The sequence below is a fragment of the Nonomuraea sp. B208 genome, from assembly GCF_057536035.1.
In genome coordinates, this window is sequence record NZ_BAAJOU010000020.1 from 264,833 (window position 1) to 282,910 (window position 18,078).

At 71.3% G+C, this 18,078-nt stretch carries 22 protein-coding genes; 8 read left to right on the forward strand and 14 right to left on the reverse strand.

Going from position 1 to position 18,078, the window contains the following annotated elements; translation table 11 throughout:
* Window positions 1-70 precede the first annotated feature (70 nt).
* Both AC27IY_RS16415 and AC27IY_RS16420 read left to right on the forward strand, forming a co-directional pair.
* Window positions 71-559: a DUF6286 domain-containing protein gene (locus tag AC27IY_RS16415; protein ID WP_487178430.1), complete on the forward strand. Its 489-nt coding sequence runs from the start codon at window positions 71-73 to the stop codon at window positions 557-559.
* An 8-nt stretch (window positions 560-567) separates the two neighbouring features.
* A complete protein-coding gene (locus AC27IY_RS16420) occupies window positions 568-1,062 on the forward strand; it encodes a hypothetical protein (protein ID WP_423444223.1) in 495 nt (164 codons plus the stop codon).
* Window positions 1,063-1,072: 10 nt separating this feature from the next.
* Here AC27IY_RS16420 and AC27IY_RS16425 read toward each other — a convergent pair whose 3' ends face one another.
* The 4 genes from AC27IY_RS16425 to AC27IY_RS16440 form a co-directional block, all read right to left on the reverse strand.
* A complete protein-coding gene (locus tag AC27IY_RS16425) occupies window positions 1,073-2,653 on the reverse strand; it encodes a molybdopterin-dependent oxidoreductase (RefSeq protein WP_487178431.1) in 1,581 nt (526 codons plus the stop codon).
* Between the two features lie 84 nt (window positions 2,654-2,737).
* A complete protein-coding gene (locus tag AC27IY_RS16430) occupies window positions 2,738-3,883 on the reverse strand; it encodes a methyltransferase domain-containing protein (protein ID WP_487178432.1) in 1,146 nt (381 codons plus the stop codon).
* Window positions 3,880-4,002 (reverse strand): hypothetical protein, encoded by a 123-nt coding sequence (locus tag AC27IY_RS16435; RefSeq protein ID WP_423444217.1) that lies wholly within the window; start codon window positions 4,000-4,002, stop codon window positions 3,880-3,882. Before AC27IY_RS16435 ends, AC27IY_RS16430 begins: the two co-directional genes overlap by 4 nt.
* Before the next feature lie 147 nt (window positions 4,003-4,149).
* Window positions 4,150-4,479: a hypothetical protein gene (locus AC27IY_RS16440; RefSeq protein WP_423444215.1), complete on the reverse strand. Its 330-nt coding sequence runs from the start codon at window positions 4,477-4,479 to the stop codon at window positions 4,150-4,152.
* Between the two features lie 238 nt (window positions 4,480-4,717).
* Between AC27IY_RS16440 and AC27IY_RS16445 the strand changes: the two genes are divergently transcribed.
* Both AC27IY_RS16445 and AC27IY_RS16450 read left to right on the forward strand, forming a co-directional pair.
* On the forward strand, window positions 4,718-5,419 hold the full coding sequence (locus AC27IY_RS16445; protein ID WP_423444213.1) for an HAD family hydrolase: 702 nt from the start codon (window positions 4,718-4,720) through the stop codon (window positions 5,417-5,419).
* A gap of 83 nt (window positions 5,420-5,502) precedes the next feature.
* Window positions 5,503-6,420 carry an endonuclease/exonuclease/phosphatase family protein gene (locus AC27IY_RS16450; RefSeq protein WP_487178433.1) on the forward strand — a complete coding sequence of 306 codons (918 nt, stop codon included), beginning with the start codon at window positions 5,503-5,505 and terminating at the stop codon, window positions 6,418-6,420.
* An 87-nt stretch (window positions 6,421-6,507) separates the two neighbouring features.
* On the opposite strand, the gene rdgB is transcribed toward AC27IY_RS16450, so the two are convergent.
* Both rdgB and rph read right to left on the reverse strand, forming a co-directional pair.
* Window positions 6,508-7,098: an RdgB/HAM1 family non-canonical purine NTP pyrophosphatase gene (gene rdgB, locus AC27IY_RS16455; RefSeq protein WP_344209330.1), complete on the reverse strand. Its 591-nt coding sequence runs from the start codon at window positions 7,096-7,098 to the stop codon at window positions 6,508-6,510.
* Window positions 7,095-7,814, reverse strand: a complete 720-nt coding sequence (rph, locus tag AC27IY_RS16460) for a ribonuclease PH (RefSeq protein ID WP_423444209.1) — start codon at window positions 7,812-7,814, stop codon at window positions 7,095-7,097. The genes rdgB and rph overlap by 4 nt, the downstream gene beginning before the upstream one ends.
* 68 nt (window positions 7,815-7,882) lie before the next feature.
* Here rph and AC27IY_RS16465 point away from each other — a divergent pair, with 68 nt between their 5' ends.
* Entirely contained in the window at window positions 7,883-9,130 is a 1,248-nt protein-coding gene (locus AC27IY_RS16465) for an MFS transporter (protein WP_344209334.1), read from the forward strand.
* Here the strand turns inward: AC27IY_RS16465 and AC27IY_RS16470 are convergent.
* The 3 genes from AC27IY_RS16470 to AC27IY_RS16480 form a co-directional block, all read right to left on the reverse strand.
* Window positions 9,115-9,867: an MBL fold metallo-hydrolase gene (locus AC27IY_RS16470; protein WP_329583981.1), complete on the reverse strand. Its 753-nt coding sequence runs from the start codon at window positions 9,865-9,867 to the stop codon at window positions 9,115-9,117. The genes AC27IY_RS16465 and AC27IY_RS16470 overlap by 16 nt on opposite strands.
* Entirely contained in the window at window positions 9,864-10,802 is a 939-nt protein-coding gene (gene murI / locus AC27IY_RS16475; RefSeq protein ID WP_423444206.1) for a glutamate racemase, read from the reverse strand. The genes AC27IY_RS16470 and murI overlap by 4 nt, the downstream gene beginning before the upstream one ends.
* 113 nt (window positions 10,803-10,915) lie before the next feature.
* Complete coding sequence (locus tag AC27IY_RS16480; protein ID WP_344209340.1) at window positions 10,916-11,707, reverse strand: thioesterase family protein; 792 nt, start codon at window positions 11,705-11,707, stop codon at window positions 10,916-10,918.
* Between the two features lie 111 nt (window positions 11,708-11,818).
* On the opposite strand from AC27IY_RS16480, the gene AC27IY_RS16485 reads away from it, so the two are divergent.
* Window positions 11,819-12,145, forward strand: a complete 327-nt coding sequence (locus tag AC27IY_RS16485; protein WP_487178434.1) for a hypothetical protein — start codon at window positions 11,819-11,821, stop codon at window positions 12,143-12,145.
* An 87-nt stretch (window positions 12,146-12,232) separates the two neighbouring features.
* Window positions 12,233-14,047 carry a DUF3352 domain-containing protein gene (locus AC27IY_RS16490; protein WP_487178435.1) on the forward strand — a complete coding sequence of 605 codons (1,815 nt, stop codon included), beginning with the start codon at window positions 12,233-12,235 and terminating at the stop codon, window positions 14,045-14,047.
* Window positions 14,048-14,096: 49 nt separating this feature from the next.
* On the opposite strand, the gene AC27IY_RS16495 is transcribed toward AC27IY_RS16490, so the two are convergent.
* The 5 genes from AC27IY_RS16495 to clpS all read right to left on the reverse strand — a co-directional run bounded on the left by AC27IY_RS16495 (window position 14,097) and on the right by clpS (window position 16,734).
* Window positions 14,097-15,044, reverse strand: coding sequence for a PLP-dependent cysteine synthase family protein (locus AC27IY_RS16495; protein WP_344209346.1), 948 nt, complete (start codon window positions 15,042-15,044; stop codon window positions 14,097-14,099).
* A gap of 1 nt (window position 15,045) precedes the next feature.
* The gene (locus AC27IY_RS16500) at window positions 15,046-15,321 is read right to left on the reverse strand and encodes a MoaD/ThiS family protein (RefSeq protein ID WP_020546633.1); all 276 of its coding nucleotides are present in this window, start codon (window positions 15,319-15,321) and stop codon (window positions 15,046-15,048) included.
* A 145-nt stretch (window positions 15,322-15,466) separates the two neighbouring features.
* A complete protein-coding gene (locus tag AC27IY_RS16505; protein ID WP_344209349.1) occupies window positions 15,467-15,868 on the reverse strand; it encodes a M67 family metallopeptidase in 402 nt (133 codons plus the stop codon).
* 10 nt (window positions 15,869-15,878) lie between these two features.
* On the reverse strand, window positions 15,879-16,403 hold the full coding sequence (locus AC27IY_RS16510; protein WP_329583991.1) for a DUF2017 domain-containing protein: 525 nt from the start codon (window positions 16,401-16,403) through the stop codon (window positions 15,879-15,881).
* A gap of 37 nt (window positions 16,404-16,440) precedes the next feature.
* Window positions 16,441-16,734 carry an ATP-dependent Clp protease adapter ClpS gene (gene clpS / locus AC27IY_RS16515; RefSeq protein ID WP_026215058.1) on the reverse strand — a complete coding sequence of 98 codons (294 nt, stop codon included), beginning with the start codon at window positions 16,732-16,734 and terminating at the stop codon, window positions 16,441-16,443.
* Between the two features lie 46 nt (window positions 16,735-16,780).
* Here clpS and AC27IY_RS16520 point away from each other — a divergent pair, with 46 nt between their 5' ends.
* Window positions 16,781-18,064 (forward strand): nicotinate phosphoribosyltransferase, encoded by a 1,284-nt coding sequence (locus tag AC27IY_RS16520; protein WP_423444199.1) that lies wholly within the window; start codon window positions 16,781-16,783, stop codon window positions 18,062-18,064.
* Window positions 18,065-18,078: the final 14 nt, after the last annotated feature.

Below are 18,078 nucleotides of genomic sequence, written 5' to 3' on the forward strand. Positions count from 1 at the left end.
TCCGCGGCAAAGCACGCGGCGCCGGGCGCGGCGGGCGCTCAGGCCGGCGCGTACCCTGCCGGGCGCCGTCGTGTCGCTCACACTGGCCGGCGGGCTCGGGGCGAGCGCCGCCGAAGTGGTCTCGGCGCTGCTCGGGCATCCGCTCGGCTGGGTTCCGCTGAACGACCTGGCCGAGCTGGCGGGCCGCACCCCGTGGCCCGAGACGTCCACGACGGCCCTGGCCCTCGCCGGGACGGGCACGCTGATGCTGCTGCTCGCCGCCGTCCCCGGCCGCTCCCGGCTCGTGCCGGTGGAGACCGCCGACCCGCTCATCGTCATCGGCATCACCCGCAGCGGCCTGCGCCGCACCCTGCGGGCCGCCGCCCAGCAGGTGCCCGGCGTGCAGCGGGCCCACGTACGGCTGCGCCGCCGCACCATCGAGGTCACCGTCGTGACGGAGGCCGAGAGCTCGGGCGCGATGCTCCGCCAGGTCGGCACCGCCGTCGGCGACCGCCTGGCCGGGCTCGGCACGTTCGGCGCCGGCGAGGTCGTCGTCCGGCTGCTCGGGAAGGGCGGCTGACGGCCGACATGCGCCAGTACAGAGGCAACCGCATCGGCCTCGCCGTCGTGGGCGGCACGCTGGCCACGGCCGGCGTCTACGCCTGGCTCCGCGGCCACGGCCGCTTCCTCGGCCTGCCGCCGAACGCCAAGGTCCTGCCCGCGCACGCCGCCCGCGCCCTGACCGACGCCGCCTGGCCCCTCTGGGCGCTCGCCCTCGTCCTGCTCCTCCTCGCGCTGACCGCGCTGCGCTGGCTGCTGCTCTGCCTCGGCTGGGGCCGCCGCGGCGCCCACAACGGCACCGGCACCGCCATGCTGTACGTCGGGCTCAAGAACGTGGACGGGCTGAGCAAGGCCAAGGTGCGGCTGGGCCCCGACGGCCTGCGCCTCGCGCTCACCTGCCCGGCGGCCGCGGACCTCGGGGCCGTGGCGGGCAAGCTCGACCAGGACGTCATCGGCCGGATCCGCCGCGAGCTCAGTGACGACGAGACCCCGGCGCTGGCCCGCCTGCACGTACGCCGGTAGCCCGAAGGGGTCAGGCCACGCTGACCGTGATCGTGTGCCAGCCGGTCGCGCCGTCCGGGGCCGGCGGGGCCTCCTGCTCGGTCTGGGTGTAGCCGGTGGTGTCGGTGGCGCGTACCTGGAGGGTGTGGGAGCCGGGCGTCGCGTCCCAGTCCAGCGACCACTGCCGCCAGGTGTCCGGGCCGGGCACGTCGGCCAGCTTCGCCTCCCGCCACGCGCCGCCGTCCACCCGCACCTCGACGGCCGCCACACCCTTGTGCTGGGCCCATGCCACGCCGGCGATCGTCGTACGGCCCGGCTTGAGCGAGGCGCCCGAGCCCGGCACGTCGATGCGGGACTGCGTCTTGATCGGGCCCTTGGCCGCCCAGCCGCGCGGCGTCCAGTACGCCTCGTCCCGGTCGAACCTGGTCACCTTGACGTCCACCACCCACTTCGTGGCCGACACGTAGCCGTACAGGCCGGGCACCACCTGGCGCACCGGGAACCCGTGCTCGACCGGCAGCGGTTCGCCGTTCATCGCGATCGCGAACAGCGCCTCCCGACCGTCCATGACGACGTCCACCGGGGTGCCGCAGGTGAAGCCGTCGGCGGAGGTGGACAGCAACATGTCGGCATCGGCGTGCAGACCAGCGCGGCGCAGGATCTCCGACATCCGGACCCCGAGCCAGCGGGCGTTGCCGACGAGCCGCCCGCCCACCTCGTTGGAAACGCAGGTGAGCGTGACGTCAGCCTCGGTCAGCGGCATCCGCAGCAGGTCGGCGTACGTGATCTCGACGGGCCGGTCCACCATGCCGTGGATCCGCAGCTTCCACGATTCGGGATCGACCTGGGGGACGACGAGGGCCGTGTCGACCCGGTAGAAGTCCCGATTCGGGGTGACGAAGGACGACAACCCGCCGACGCGCAGGTCAGCGCCGGCGGGGATCGGCTTGGCCGGGGTGGCCGGCGCGGGCAGCGCCACGTTCACCCGCGCGATGTCCACCGCCCGGGACCCGGCCAGCCGACTCCCGGCCACCGCCCCCACCCCGGCCACCACCACTCCCCCGGCGACCCCGGTCAGCAGCCGCCGCCGATCGAAGGTCGACGGCTCACCGCTCCCCCGCATGACGGCAGGCCGCTCGGCCTCGCCGGAAGGGGCCTCCGAGACGGCGGGGACGGTGGCCCGGCGAAGCAGCCACGCGAGCGTCCACATCCCGGCGACGGCCCCCGCGAGCGTCGGCAGAATGTCCACGACCGAGGCGCCCGGACGGGTGACGACAGCGACCAGCCCCACCACCGCGAACGCCGCCAACCCCGCCATCCCGTACGCGAGCCGCCGCCGCGCCAGCACCCCGATGACCGCCGCCACGACGGCGAGCAGCACCAGGACACCCCAGACGAGCACCGTCTTGTCGTTCTCGCCGAAGGTCGTGATCGCGAAGTCCTTGACCGGCGCGGGCGTCAGGTCGACAACGCCGTCACCCACGGCGATGACGGGCGAGGTCTGCGGCCCGAAGAGCCCCGCCACGAGCTGCGCCAACCCGAGGGCCACGCCACCGGCCGTCAGCCCGGCCAGCGCACCCGCCCAGGCGGGTACCGAGATGTACTTCTGCACACTGCCGACGCTACGCCCCGCGCCGCCACCCGGTTCTTACGCGATGGTTACGAGATCCCCAGCCCTTCGCCCCTTGTACGGCGTTCAGGCCGGCTTTCGGCGAGGACCGATGGGCGTCCGGGGGGTGTCGAGCCAGAGCCGCTGCCCCTCACGATCGACGGACATGCCGAACCGCTCCAGCCCCGGCTCCCCCAGGCTCACCCACTGGAAGTACGCGCGGGTCACCTCCTCCCAGAGGTGGCGGTCGCCGAGCTCGTACACCCATGACTCGCCGTCGGGCTCGTAGATGGCGACACCCCACCGTCCGGGGTCGCCGGGGTCGAGGAGGAACATCCGGTCGTCGCCGTCCAGGCGCATGCACAACCCGGTCAGGGCCGAGATCACCAGATCAGCGCCCGCCGGCGCGTAGGTGATCGTGCGGGGATCCAGCTCGGTGGTGAACCGCCGGCCGCTGCCGTCGTCCGGGTCGCCCAGGGTGGTGGCGCTCTGGGAACGCATCATCATGTACCGGGTGTCGCAGGGGAATCTCCCGATGGCGCCGCCGTCCGGTGTGGTCACCAGCCGCAGGCAGTGGTCGGAGTCGAATCCGGGCGAGTACGGGGTGACGATGACCGCGCCGGGGCGGCACTGCTCGACCCAGGCGTAGGGAACGGTGTGGACCGCGCAGGTCACGTGCACGCGGTCGTACGGTGCGCCCTCCGGCCGGCCGTCCGCGCCGTCGCCGACGATCAGGTGCGGGTGCACGCCGGCCATCGCGAGGTTCTTCGCCGCCTGCTCGGCGACGGCCGGGTCCACCTCGACGGACGTGACCCGGGACGCGTCGCCGACGAGGTGGGCCAGCAGCGCGGCCGTCCATCCGGTGCCGGCGCCGACTTCGAGTACACGGTGTCCGGGCTCGGGGTGGAGTTGCGCGAGCAGGTCGACCACCGTGCCCGGCGAGGAGTTGGAGGAGGTGTAGCGGCCTTCCACGTCGCGGATGTCCGTCGCGCCCATGTCGAGCTGCGTCACGATGGCGGACGGCCCGTACACGGTCGCCCACCACGCTTCAGGGTCGCTGTCGCGGTCGATGAGCCGGGGGCCGGCGTCGGTCAGAGCGACCCCTACCTGGGGGACGAACCGGTGCCTCGGCACGGCACGCAGCGCGTCGATGATCGCGTCGGCGATCGGGGCGCGGGTCTCGCTGAACGCGTCGATCATGCCGTCGATGGCCAGGTCGAGGTCAGGTGTCACTTCTTCGGACCGCCGCTGCGCGAGCCCCCCTTGCCACCGTCGCTGTCGCCTTCGTTCTTGCCGGGCGCGGGCGGCTGGAACGGCTTCAGCTTGGGTTGGTCGCCCTTGTGCTTGCCCATGCGATGCCTCCTACAACTAGACGTATGCTCTCAGCTACGATACGACTACGTTCAGTCATCCACAAGCTGCACGGTCAGGCAAGCCAAACGGCCCGCAGCTGCGCCTGGGAACAGCCACGCATGTCGCGCAAGGCACAACGACGACGCTCAGGGTTGCCACAGCAGCTCGGGTAAGTACGGCTTCGCAGCAGAGCCGTCGAGAAAGAAGTCCTCCCATCTTGTGCCGGTGTCCGGGAGCCGGCTGTCCACGACCAACCCCAGGGAGGCGGTGTCGGTGACCGCCAGCCAGAGGACTGCGGCCACGGTGCGATGGGCCTCATCCGTCGTCAGGCCGTCCAGATCGAACTCGATCAAGGTCACGCCACCGCGAGCCGAGATCGACGTCAAGACGTCGGTGTCGGCATTGATCCATAACTGCACCGTCAGCGACCGAGGCAGGTGCTCCTCGGTCAGGAGCGCGTCGAACGTGGTCTCCACGGGGCCGCTTTCGGCCAGGTGGCGTAACCCACCTGTCTGCGGATGCGTGAGCCGCAGACCGTGTGGCGCCAACCGGCCGAGTGAGCTGAGCAGGACTGCCAGGGATTCAGCTCGTCGAACCCACAACGCTGCTCCGAATCCCATGGCCTTCCTAGCGGAGTGAGATGCACGACGTAGGCGATGGCGCGGACCTCTTCCGCGTCGGCAGCGTACTTGAGGATGGAGAGCTCAGGCGGATGTGGCTGTCTCGGCTGTCGTCGTCGAGCCGCTCGTCCATAAGATCGGCGGCGTGCAGCGCCTCGCTCTCTTCGACCTTGACCGAACGCTCATCGACCTCGACACCGCGTTCCGCAGTTGGGCCGGGGAGTTCGCAGAGCGACGGCGCTTGGGCCCCGAGGGACTTGCGTGGCTGATCGCCCTGGATCGGGAAACGCACCCGCGTCGCGACATCTTCTTCAGCAGGGTGCGCGACCACTTCGCGTTGGCGGAGCCGGTCGAGGAGCTATGGGCCGGCTACCGGCAACGCATGCCTCACCTCGTGCGGTGCTATCCGGGCGTCCTGGCAGGCATTGCCGACCTGCGAAGCTCCGGCTGGCTGGTGGGGATCGTCACCAACGGCATGGCGGACAACCAGCTCGGCAAGCTGCGCCGTACCGGTCTGGCCGATGCGGTCGACGGCTACGCCGTTTCTGGAGCCGAGGGCATCCGGAAGCCGGAGAGCGGCCTGTTCGAGATCGCCGCTCAGCGGTGCGGGGCCGGCCTTGCCGAGGGCGGATGGATGGTCGGCGACAGCCTCGTCGCCGACGTCGAAGGAGGGCAGGCCGCCGGGCTCCGCACGATCTGGATCGACCGGGGAACGTGGCCGGATCACAGACACCACGCCGACCATGTGATCGTCGACATTTCAGAGGCATTCGTCATCATGCGGGACGCACTCTGACGACGGTGTCGTCGCGCTCGGTGGTGCGCCGGTCGCTGTCGTAGGCGATGCCGAAAATGGCGGAAGCCTGCGAAGATCGCAGCGTGCCGATCTTCCGTGTCGTCCTGGTCGCCGTCGCCGTGCTGGTCGCCGCCGTCCTGGCCTTCCCTCAGTGGGTGCCGAACGGGGTCGGGCGCCTCGGCAGCCTGGTCGAGACGTTCCTGCCGTGGCCGGCGCTGGCCGTTCCCGTGCTGCTCGGCCTGGCCTGGTGGCGGCGTTCCACGGCGGGCGCGCTGGCCGCGCTGCTGCCGCTCGCCGCCTGGCTCGCCCAGTTCGGCGGGCATCTGCTGCCCCGAGGGGAGCAGCCACCTCACCTGGTTGCCGTGCAGCACAACGTCAGTGACGAGAACGCCGACCCGGCCGGCACGGCGCGCACGCTGATCGCGGCCCGGCCGGATGTGATCGGCCTGGAGGAACTCCTGCCGGCGGCCCTGCCGGCCTGGGAGGACGCGCTGCGCGCCGACTACCCGTATCGGACGGTGCACGGCACCGTCGGCCTCTGGTCCCGCCACCCCCTCGCGGAAGCCACGCCGGTGGACATCCGCCCACCCGGCGTCGGCCCGGACTGGAACCGCGGGCTGCGCGCCGTCGCCCGCACCCCGCACGGCGACATCGCGGTCTACGTCGCCCACCTGCCCTCCGTACGCATCGGCCTGGACGGGTTCGACGCCGTACGCCGGGACGAGAGCGCCCGCCGGCTCGGCGCGGTGCTGGCCGCCGAACCGCTCGGCCGCGTCCTGCTGCTGGGCGACCTCAACAGCACCGTCGACGATCGCGGGTTGCGTCCGGTCCTTTCGCTGATGACGGCCCCGCCGAGCGATTTCGCCTTCAGCTGGCCGGCTCGCGTCCCGCTGGCGCGCATCGACCAGATCCTGGCCCGCGCGATGACGGTGACCGAGATCCACTCGCTGCCGAGGACGGGCAGCGACCACCTGCCGATCGCCGCCCGCATCCGCCTGTGAAATCACAGGAGCCCGGTCAGAGGCCCCTCACACCCCAGACGCGCTTCACGCCAGGGCCGGCGGCGATGCCGATCAGCGCAGAGGCGATCAGGTGGCGAGCAGGTCGCGCACCAGCGGCGCGAGCGCCCGGAAGGCCCGCCCCCGGTGGCTGATGGCGTCCTTCTCCTCGGGGGCCAGCTCGGCGGTCGTGCGCTGCTCGCCCTCGGGTACGAAGATCGGGTCGTAGCCGAAGCCGTGCTCGCCGCGCGGCGTCCTCACCAGGTGCCCCGGCAGCGTGCCCTCGACCACGCGCTGCTCGCCGGACGGCAGCGCCAGCGCCGCGACGCACGCGAAGTGCGCGCTCAGCTTGTCGTCGGGCACGTCGGAGACCTGCGCGAGCAGCAGGTCGAGGTTGGCGCGGTCGTCGCCGTGCCGCCCGGCCCAGCGGGCGGAGAAAACGCCCGGCATGCCGTTGAGCACGTCGACGCAGAGCCCGGAGTCGTCGGCGACGGCGGGCAGGCCCGAGCCCTGGGCGACGGCGTGCGCCTTGAGCAGGGCGTTGTCCTCGAAGGTGACGCCGGTCTCGGCGACGTCGCCGATCTCGGGGAACTCCTCCAGCCCGACGATGTCGAAGCCGGACAGGATGCGGCGCAGCTCGGCGATCTTGCCGGGGTTGCGGGTGGCGAGGACGATCCTCATGCCTCCAGGGCCTCCTGCTGGATGAGCGTCAGCTCCTCGCACCCGGCCACGGCGAGGTCGAGCAGCCGGTCGAGCAGGGCGCGGTCGAACGGCGCGCCCTCGGCGGTGCCCTGCACCTCGACGAAGCTGCCCTCGCCGGTCATGACGACGTTCATGTCGGTCTCGGCGGCGACGTCCTCGGTGTAGCAGAGGTCGAGCATCGGCACCGAGCCGACCACCCCGACGGAGACGGCGGAGACGGAGCCGATCAGCGGGTCGCCGGGGCACATGCGGCGCTCGCGCATCCAGGCGACGGCGTCGGCCAGCGCGACGTAGGCGCCGGTGATCGCGGCCGTACGGGTGCCGCCGTCGGCCTGCAGCACGTCGCAGTCGAGCAGCACCGAGTTCTCCCCGAGCGCCTTGTAGTCGACGCAGGCGCGCAGCGAGCGGCCGATCAGGCGGGAGATCTCGTGGGTGCGCCCGCCGATCTTGCCCCGGACCGATTCGCGGTCGTTGCGGGTGTTGGTCGCCCGCGGCAGCATCGCGTATTCGGCCGTGACCCAGCCCTGGCCGCTGCCCCGCCGCCAGCGCGGCACGCTGTCCTGGACGGAGGCCGCGCAGAGCACCCGCGTGCCACCGAACTCGACCAGCACCGAACCTTCGGCGTGCGCCAGCCAGTTGCGGGTGATCGTGATGGGACGGAGCTGGTCAGGGTTGCGGCCATCCTGTCGGGACATGCAGATCACCCTATCTCCGCCCCACGACGCTCTTGACCAAATGTGTCGGCCACATGGATCCTTACGCAATGACAACGGGGGTGTTGCGCAACCCTGACTTCCTCCGGTTCCTCAGCTCACATCTGGCCAGCGAACTCGGGGCGAACATCTCCCGGGTCGCGCTTCCACTGGTGGCCGTACTCGTGTTGCATGCCGGGCCGGCCGAGGTCGGCCTGCTCACGGCGTTGCAGACCACCGCCTATCTGGTGATCGGCCTGCCCGCGGGGGTGTGGGTCGACCGGATGCGCAGGCGGCGCGTGATGATGGCGTCCGACCTGGCCAGGTTCGTGCTGGTCGGGAGCGTTCCGGTGGCGGCGGAGCTGGGTGTGCTGACGATGCCGATGTTATGCGTGGTCGCGCTGCTCGCGGGCACCGCTCAGGTGTTCAACGACGTGGCCGACCAGACGTACCTGCCGAGACTCGTACGAGGACCGCAGCTCGCCGACGGCAACGCGAAGCTGGAGACCGTGCGCGCGGCGTCGTTCCTGTCCGGGCCCGCGATCGGGGGCGCACTGGTGGAGCTGGTCGGCGCCTCGCGCACGATCGCGGCCACCGCGCTCGGCTCGCTCGCCTCGATGCTGTTCCTGACCACCATCAGGACGCCGGACGAGCCGCGCCGGGCGGACGGGCGCGAGCCGCTGCTGCGGGGCATCCGCGAAGGGCTGGCCTTCCTGTGGCAGGACCGGCTGATGCGGATGTTCACGGCGTCGTCCGCCATCTCCAACCTGTCGGTGAGCGGCGTGCTCGGCCTGTCGGTGCTGTTCCTCGCCGACGTGGTCAGGCTGGAGCCCGGCCTGCTCGGCGCGCTGCTCACCGCCGGCGGCGTCGGCGGCATGGTGGGCGGGCTGAGCGCGGGGCGGCTGTCGCGGCGGTTGGGGGCGGCGCGGGTGACCTGGCTGGCCGCCGTGATCGTCCCGCCGTTCTGCCTGCTGCTGCCGATGACGCAGGCGGACTGGCGGGCGTCGTTCTTCGCGGTCACCTCGTTCGCGATCTCGTACGCGGCGGCGATGAGCAACATCGGCCAGCTCACCTACCGGCAGACCGTGACCCCCGAGCACCTGCTCGGCCGGGTCAACGGCTCGGTGCGCTTCCTGGTGTGGGGCACGATGCCGGTGGGCGCGCTGCTCGGCGGGCTCATCGCCGCGCAGCTCGGCGTCCGTCAGGCGCTGTGGATCCTGCTGACGGGCCGGGCGCTGGCGTTCGTGCCGCTGCTGTTCTCGCCGCTGCCGCGGATGCGGGAGTTCGACGAGGCCGGCGAGGTTCAGGCGAGGTCGTAGACCGCGCCGCTGCGGGCCAGCTCGATCGGGCCGCCGTAGCCGCCGCGGCCGGCCTCGGCGAGCACCTCGGCCTGGTCGTTCCACGGCACGAGGTGGGTGAGGACGAGCCGGCCGACGCCGGCCGCGGCGGCGTGCTCGGCGGCCTGGCGGCCGGTCATGTGCAGGCCGGCCGGCAGGTCGGGCCGCTCGACGAACGACGCCTCGCACAGCAGCAGGTCGGCGTTCTTGGCCAGCGTGACCAGCTCCTCGCACTCGCCGGTGTCGCCCGAGTACGCGACCACGCGACCGTTCGCGGCCACCCGGAAGCCGTACGCCTCCACGGGATGGTTGACCAGCCCCGCGGTGACCGTGAACGGGCCGAGCTCGAAGCTGCGCGGCTCCAGCGGCACGAAGTCGAACGCCGTCTCCAGGCCGGGCTCGTCCGGCATGCCGTACGCGGCCGCCAGCCGGGCGGGCGCGTCGGCCGGCGCGTGCACCGGCAGCACCGGGTAGGGCGCCCGCGGCCCGTAGGTGCGGGCGACGTGGTAGCCGCAGAGGTCCAGGCAGTGGTCGGCGTGCAGGTGGGAGAGGCAGATGGCGTCCACGTCGTACAGCCCGATGTGGCGCTGGAGCGCGCCGAGCGCCCCGCTGCCGAGGTCGAGCAGCAGCCGGAAGCCGTCGGCTTCGAGCAGGTAGCAGGACGCGGGGCTGTCGGGGCCCGGGTAGCTTCCGGAGCAGCCGACGACGGTCACCTTCATGTGGGCTCCTTCTCGTTGCGACGCTCGGCGGCGTCGCGGCTCGGCCGCGCGGCTCGGGCGTCCAGCACCCCCCAGCCGCCGCCGAGAGCGGCCAGCGGCGCGGGCGCCGGACGGGCCGGGCGGCCGTTCACGGTGGTACCCCCCACGGGTGCGACTTCGACCGCGTCGATCTCGGGACCCAGGAACCGCCGCCCGAGGCGGGCGAAGAGCCGGGGGTCGCCGGTGGCGAGGAAGCGGTGCCGGGGGGTGGCCCCGCCTCCTGACGCCAGGCCGCGGTCGTGCAGGATCCGGTAGACGTCCTTGGCCGTCTCGTCGGCGCTGGAGACCAGCGTGACCTCCTCGCCGGCGACGTACGAGATCGCGCCGGCGAGCAGCGGATAGTGGGTGCAGCCGAGGATGAGAGTGTCGCACCCGGCGGCCCTGACGGGCTCCAGGTAGTCGCGTACGACCTCGATGAGCTCGCCGCTCATCGTCTCGCCTCGTTCGACGTACTCCACCAGGCGTGGGGCGGCCACGCCGGTGAGCTGCACGTCGGGAGCCGCGGTGAAGGCGTCGTGATAGGCCATGGACTCGATGGTGGCCCTGGTGGCGATCACGCCGACCCTGCCGTTGCGGGTCGCGCGCACGGCGCGCCTGGTGGCGGGGTGGATCACCTCGACGACGGGCACGTCATAGCGCTCGCGGGCATCGCGGAGCACGGCGGCGCTGGCGCTGTTGCACGCGATCACCAGCATTTTGACGTCGAGCTCGACGAGGTGGTCCATCACCTCCAGCGCGCAGGCGCGGACCTCGGGGATGCTCTTCGGCCCGTACGGCTGCCGGGCCGTGTCGGCCACGTAGGTGATGGACTCGTGGGGAAGCTGGTCGATGATCGCGCGGGCGACCGTCAGGCCGCCGACCCCGCTGTCGAATATCCCGATGCTCGTGTCCGGCACGCTTCAGAGGGTAGGCGACCTGGGCGATCAACACTGCGTAAGAATGCTCACATGTGCGACTCGTGAGCAGGATGCGATGTCGCCTTGGTCACATCCGTACCCTTCGCCGCCGGTCAGCCCCTGCCCACCCGGGCGAGCTGGCGGGACTGCGCGACCAGGCGGCCGGTGGAGTCGCGCACCTCGACCTCCTCGTCGAACCAGCCGTCGGAGATCATCCGGCCGCCGCCGATGAGCGTGAGCCAGCCGGGGGCGGGCAGGGCGCGCAGGTGCCAGGTGAGGTCCACGGTGGGCGCCCAGCCGCGCGCCCCTGCCGAGAAGACCACGGGGGGCAGGGCGTCCACGGCCAGCGCCAGCACGTACGGGTCCGGGTCCTGCGGCTCGGCCATGCGGAAGTAGGCCCGCGACTCGGGGCGGCCGGTCGGCTCGCCCTTGAGCCAGCCGATCGTGGGCGGGTCGAAGCGCAGGTCCATCTGGGCGTTCAGCGTCATGCCGGACTCGGGCTTGGGGTCGGGGAGCCTGAGGCAGTCCTCGACGGGCGGCATGGGGTGGACCTCGTCGTCCTGGTAGTCGGGGGTCGCGCCGCTGAGCGTGGCGGTGGTGATCAGTCCCTCGATCTTGGCCGTGCCGTCCTGGACGAGCGTGACACGGGCGAACGCGGCCGTCCGGCCCGCCTTCAGCGGCTCCACCCGCACCTGCGCGGGCCCGGGGACGGGCGCCTTGAGGAACTGCGCGGTGGTGCTCACCGGGTGCTCGAACGGCGAGGCGTCGACCGCCGCGCGCAGGATCACGGCCATGAGGTAGCCGCCGTTGAGCGGGCCGCCGATCGAGTAGCCGGTGTCGAGGCACACGTCGTACGTGGTGTCGTCGATCTTGATCGCCTGCGTTGCCTCGTCGAACTTCGTCATCCGCCTCACCCGTGAAGTCTGGAACTATGTTCTAGTCGCCCCATACTCTACGGCATCCCCACATCCGCGCGCCTACCTGGGGAAACGTGATCGGACTGAGACAGTTTGATCATGGCATCTGTTACCCATCTCATCGGCCAGGCCGTGTGGGACGCCAACGGGGTGTGGGTCGGGCACGTGGTCGACATCCGGGTGGTCCGGCACAAGGGCGAGCTCCAGCAGAGTCACACGGTCTACGGGCTCGTGGTCTCCCAGGTCCGCGCCCCGCTCCTGCTCGGGCTCACCCGCGAGCGCGAGGGGCGTTCGCCCTGGGTGTCGAAGGCGCTCGCGCGGGTGCTGTACGCCGGATGCGCGTTCGTCCCCTGGGCGCACGTGGAGGACTACGGCGGGGGCGAGGTGCACATCAGCGCCTTGAAGGGCGAGCTTGACCGCGTGTAAGGGCGGGATCCAGCGTTCTGCAAGCGCCTGATAAGCAGCAGGCACTATGTTCCGATGTGGCCAGAAGTCCACATTGTGAGTGAAGTGATGTCTGCGAATAACCCCCCTTACGGTGCTGGGCAGGATCCTGACCGCACCCAGGCATACAACTGGAACCAGGGCCAGCCCTATCCGCCACAGCAGGGCCAGCCGTCGCCCCAGCAGCAGCTTCCTCAGGGCGGCTGGCAGCAGGAGCAGATCCAGCAGGGCCAGTACGGCCCCCAACACGGTCAGCAGCAGTACGGGCACCAGGGCCAGTCCGGCCAGCAGCAGTACGGGCAGCAGCCCCAATACGGGCAGCAGCCCCAGTACGGCCAGCCGGGCCAGTACACCCAGCCCCAGTACGCCCAGCAGGGCGCCTACGCCCAGCAGGACCTCTACGGCCAGCAACAGGGCTGGCAGCAGCAACAGCAGCCGCCCGCGCAGCCCCCGAAGAAGGGCCGCAAGGGCTGGCTCGTCGCGGGCGCCGCGGCCCTCGCCGTCGTGGTGCTCGGCGGCGGCGCGGTCTGGGCCGTGGGCGCGCTCGGCGGCGGCGGCACGCAGCCGGCCGACGTCCTGCCCGCCAACGCGATCGCCTACGCCCGCCTCGACCTGGACCCCGCCGCCAACCAGAAGCTGGCGCTGTTCGCGCTCGCCAGGAAGTTCACGGTCACCAAGGACACCTTCTCCGGCGAGGACCCGCGCAAGGCGCTGTTCGACACCCTGAACAAGGACTCGGACAGCAAGCTGGACTTCGCCAAGGACGTCGACCCGTGGCTGGGCAGCAGGGTCGGCTTCGCCGCCGTGCCCTCGGGCAAGGACGAGCCCGACTTCGCGGTGGCCGTCCAGGTCAAGGACCAGGAGCAGGCCAAGGCCGGCATCGCCAAGCTGATGGAGGGCGACAAGTACGGTATCGCCTTCCGCGACGACTACGCCCTGCTCACCCCGACCCAGGCGCTGGCCGACAAGTACGCGCGCGCCGACGGCAGCCTGGCCGACAACGCCGAGTTCAGCGACGACATGGGCGCCGTCGGCGAGCAGGGCGTGCTGTCGTTCTGGACCGACATGGGCGGCCTCATCGACCTGGCCGGCAAGGAGATCCCCGCCGACCAGCGCGCGGCCGTCGAGCAGGCCAAGGACGCCCGCTTCGCCGGCGCGCTCCGCTTCGACAGCTCCTACGTCGAGCTGGCCGGCACCGTGCGCGGGGCCAAGGGCATGACGCCGGAGGGCGACCTGCCGCAGGCGAACCTCGGCACGCTGCCCGCCTCCACCGCGGGCGCCCTGTCGATCTCCGGCCTCGACCAGGTGGTCACCAAGCAGTGGGCGGAGATCGAGAAGCAGGCCACGGCGACCGGCTCGGCCGAGATCACGCAGCTCCTCCAGCAGGCCAAGACCAAGTACGGCCTCAGCCTGCCCGGCGACCTCGCCACGCTGCTCGGCAAGAACCTCACCGTCGCGGTCGACTCCGAGGGCCTGAGCGGCGATCAGCTCAAGGCGGGCGTGCGCATCGCCACCGACCCGGCCAAGGCGCAGGCCGTCTTCGAGAAGGTGCAGCAGGCGATGACGGCGAGCGGCCAGCCCGCCCCGAAGATCGCCAAGGTCACCGGCGACGGCGTCTTCACGGTGGCGACCAGCGACGCCTACGCCAAGTCGCTGTCGGAGGAGGGCACGCTCGGCGACTCTGAGACGTACAAGACCGCGGTCGCGGACGGCGACGAGGCCAACTACGCGCTCTTCGTGGACCTCGACAAGGTGGAGAGCCTCTACCTGGAGTCCATGGACGGCGACGACAAGGCCAACCTGCAGGTGCTGCGGGCCGTGGGGCTGAGCGGCAAGATGACCGACTCGGAGGCGACGTTCTCGCTCCGGGTGCTGTTCAACTGACCCTCGCGTGATGAAGGGCGGCCCTTCGGGGCCGCCCTTTCTCGTGCGCTCAGGCCCAGAGCTGGCCTTCGAGGCGTTCCTCGGCCTCGTCCAGGGTGCCTTCGTAGGCGCCCGTGGACAGGTATTTCCAGCCGCCGTCGGCCACCACGAAGACGACGTCGGCCCGCTCGCCGGCCTGGACCGCCTTCTTCGCCACGCCGAGCGCGGCGTGCAGCGCGGCCCCTGTCGAGACGCCGGCGAAGATGCCCTCGGCGGCCAGCAGCTCGCGGGTGCGCCGCAGCGCGTCGGCCGAGCCGACCGAGAAGCGCGTGGTCAGCACCGACTCGTCGTAGAGCTCGGGGATGAAGCCCTCGTCCACGTTGCGCAGGCCGTAGACCAGCTCGCCGTACCGCGGCTCGGCGGCCACGATCCGCACGTCGGGCACCCGCTCGCGCAGGAAGCGGCCGACGCCCATGAGCGTGCCCGTGGTGCCGAGCCCGGCCACGAAGTGCGTGACGGTGGGCAGGTCGGCGAGGATCTCGGGGCCCGTGGTCTCGTAGTGGGAGCGCCAGTTGGCGGGGTTGCCGTACTGGTAGAGCATGACCCACGACGGGTTGTCCGCGGCGAGCTGCTTGGCGACGCGGACCGCCTCGTTGGAGCCGCCGGCGGCGGGCGAGGAGATGATCTCCGCGCCCCACATGCGCAGGAGCTGGCGACGCTCCTCCGAGGTGTTCTCCGGCATGACGCAGATCAGCTTGTAGCCCTTGAGCTTGGCCGACATGGCGAGTGAGATGCCGGTGTTGCCGCTCGTGGGCTCCAGGATCGTGCAGCCGGGCGTGAGCAGGCCGTCCTTCTCGGCCTGCTCGACCATCCAGAGCGCGGGCCGGTCCTTGATGGAGCCGGTCGGGTTGCGGTCCTCCAGCTTGGCCCAGATCCGTACGTCATCGGACGGCGACAACCTCGGCAGGCCGACGAGCGGCGTGCGGCCCACCGAGTCGATCAGCGATTCGAAACGCATGTCATCCGCCGGCGACGGCGGGGAGGACGGTCACCGTGTCACCGTCGGACACCGGGGTGCCGAGCCCGCCGAGGAAGCGCACGTCCTCGTCGTTGAGGTAGACGTTGACGAAGCGGCGCAGGCCGCCGGCCTCGTCCACCAGGCGGTTCTTGATGCCCGGGTGGTTGGTCTCCAGGTTGGTGATCAGCTCGTCCAGGGTCGCGCCCTCGGCGTTCACGGCCTTCGCGCCGTCGGTGTAGTTGCGAAGGATCGTCGGAATGCGAACCTCGATGGCCATCGCGGTCAGTCTCCTCATGAGTGGTCAGTCGTCGTCCAACGGGCGTCAACGCCCAGGGTGTGGCAGGTGTTCCACGCTCAGCGACAGTCGTAGACGACGACGGCCGGAGTGTGCGCGAAGAGGAAGCTCTGCACAGGCCGGACCATCATGGGAGGAACTCTACCTCTTCCTCCGTTACCACCCCATCGAGGATGCGGAAGGAGCGGAACTCCGTCTCGCCCTCCTCCCGCGTCGAGACCAGCACGTAGTGGGTGTCGGGCTCGGAGGCGTAGGCGATGTCGGTGCGCGACGGGTAGGCCTCGGTGGCCGTGTGCGAGTGGTAGATCACGACGGGCGTCTCGTCGCGGTCGTCCATCTCGCGCCAGACGCGGAACTGTTCCTTGGAGTCGAAGCGGTAGAAGGTCGGCGAACGCTCGGCGTTCTCCATCGGGATGAACCGCTCGGGCACACCGTTGCGGCCGGCGATCACCCCGCACGCCTCGTCGGGATGGTCGGCCCGGGCATGGGCGACGATCTTGTCAGCGAGTTCCTGCGCGATCGACAGCATGGCCCGGAAGTTACCAGAGGGCCCGGACCAGGCTGTCCTGGAGGTAGGTCAGCCAGTCGTAGGTCACGTACGCCGGGTAGCGGGGGTCGTCCTCGGACATCATCGCGATCTCGTCGTGCACCTCCTCGGTCACCTCCAGCTTGGTGCCGAGCGTGAGGCGGACGTCGTTGAGCGCGCGCAGCCACGCCTGCGCCTGCTCCGGGGTCAGCTCGAAGCGGCCGGGGGCGGCGGTGTCGTGGACGGTCTGGGCGTCGGCCCGCTTGCCCTCGCGCAGCGTCGCCTCGGTGTAGCGGCGGAACTCGGAGGCGTCCTTCTCGTCCTCGTACGCAGAGGGGAACAGCCGCGCCAGCACCGGGTCCGACGGCGCCTCGCCCCCGCCGATGCCGAGCGCCCGCTCCAGCGGATCGTCGCTGGTCTCCCCCGGCGGCACGAGGCCGAGCATCATCGACACCAGCGAGCGCAGCAGGGAGATCTCCGCGGCCTCGAACCGCGCGACCACCCGCCCGCCCTCCCCCGGCGAGAACCCCGAACTCACCCGCACCTCTTCACACGCGTCGAGAGCGTCATACGCCCTACTTGACCGAATCCGGCTGGAGCGTCGCCCACAAGCCGTAGGAGTGGAGAATCTGCACATCGCGCTCCATCTCTTCGCGCGTGCCGCTGGACACCACGGCCTTGCCCTTGTGGTGCACGTCCAGCATGAGTTTTTCGGCCTTCTCCCTGGTGTAGCCGAAGACCGTCTGGAAGACGTAGGTCACGTAGGACATCAGGTTGACAGGGTCGTTCCACACGATGGTTACCCAGGGCAGATCGGGCCGGACGTCCGATGACGGACGCTCGACGGCGATTGGAGCGGTGGTACCCACATCCGCAAGTCTGCCCTATCTGAGTCGTAGTCTTCGAGTCGTGACAATGACCATGAGCACTGCGTTGCTCACAGATCACTATGAGCTGACGATGCTGCAGGCGGCCCTGCGCAGCGGCGCGGCGCACCGGCGCGCGGTCTTCGAGGTGTTCGCCCGCCACCTGCCGGGCGGCCGCAGGTACGGAGTCGTCGCGGGCACCGGGCGTGTCCTCGACGAGCTCGAACGCTTCCGTTTCGGTGACGAGGAACTCACCTTCCTGCGCGATCACCGGGTCGTCGACGAGGCCACCCTGGCGTTCCTGGCCGACTACCGGTTCACCGGCAACATCTGCGGCTATCAGGAGGGCGACCTCTACTTCCCCGCCTCCCCCATCCTCGTCGTCGAGGGGACCTTCGCCGAGGCCGTGCTGCTGGAGACGCTGATCCTGTCGATACTCAACCACGACTGCGCCATCGCCTCGGCGGCCTCCCGCATGGCGAACGCGGCCGGCCAGCGGCCCCTCATCGAGATGGGCTCGCGGCGTACGCACGAGGACGCGGCCGTGGCGGCGGCCCGCGCGGCGTACATCGCCGGCTTCGCCTCGACCTCCAACCTCATGGCCGGCCACCGGTACGGCATCCCCACCGCGGGCACCGCCGCCCACGCCTTCACGCTGCTGCACGACAGCGAGCGGGCGGCGTTCGAGGCGCAGATCGCCTCGCTCGGCGCGGCCACCACCCTGCTGGTGGACACCTACGACGTGGCCGAGGCGGTGCGCACGGCGGTCGAGCTGGCCGGGCCCGAGCTGGGCGCGGTCCGCATCGACTCCGGCGACCTCGCCGCCGCGGCCCAGGAGGTACGCCAGCAGCTCGACGCGCTCGGCGCCTTCGACACCCGCATCCTCGTCACCTCCGACCTGGACGAGTACGCCATCGCCGCCCTCGCCGCCGCCCCCGTGGACGGCTACGGCGTCGGCACCTCGCTGGTGACCGGCTCCGGGGTGCCGACGGCGGCGCTGGTGTACAAGCTGGTGGCGCGCGAGACCGCGAGCGGCGAGCTGGAGGCCGTGGCCAAGCGCTCGGTGGGCAAGCCGTCGCGGGGCGGGCGCAAGGAGGCGTACCGGCTGCTCGACGACTCCGGGCACATCGAGACCGAGCTCATCACCACCGGCGGCCCTGCTCCCGCGGGCGGCGTCCCCCTGCTGCACGACCTGGTGCGCGACGGCAAGGTGATCGGCAGGGAGTCCCTGGACGAGGCCCGCGAGCGCCACCGGCGCGCGGTCGCCACCCTCCCCCTGGAGGCCCTGCACCTGGGCAGGGGGTACGCGGCCATCCCGACCGAGTTCGCGTGACGTATCGTGCTCTT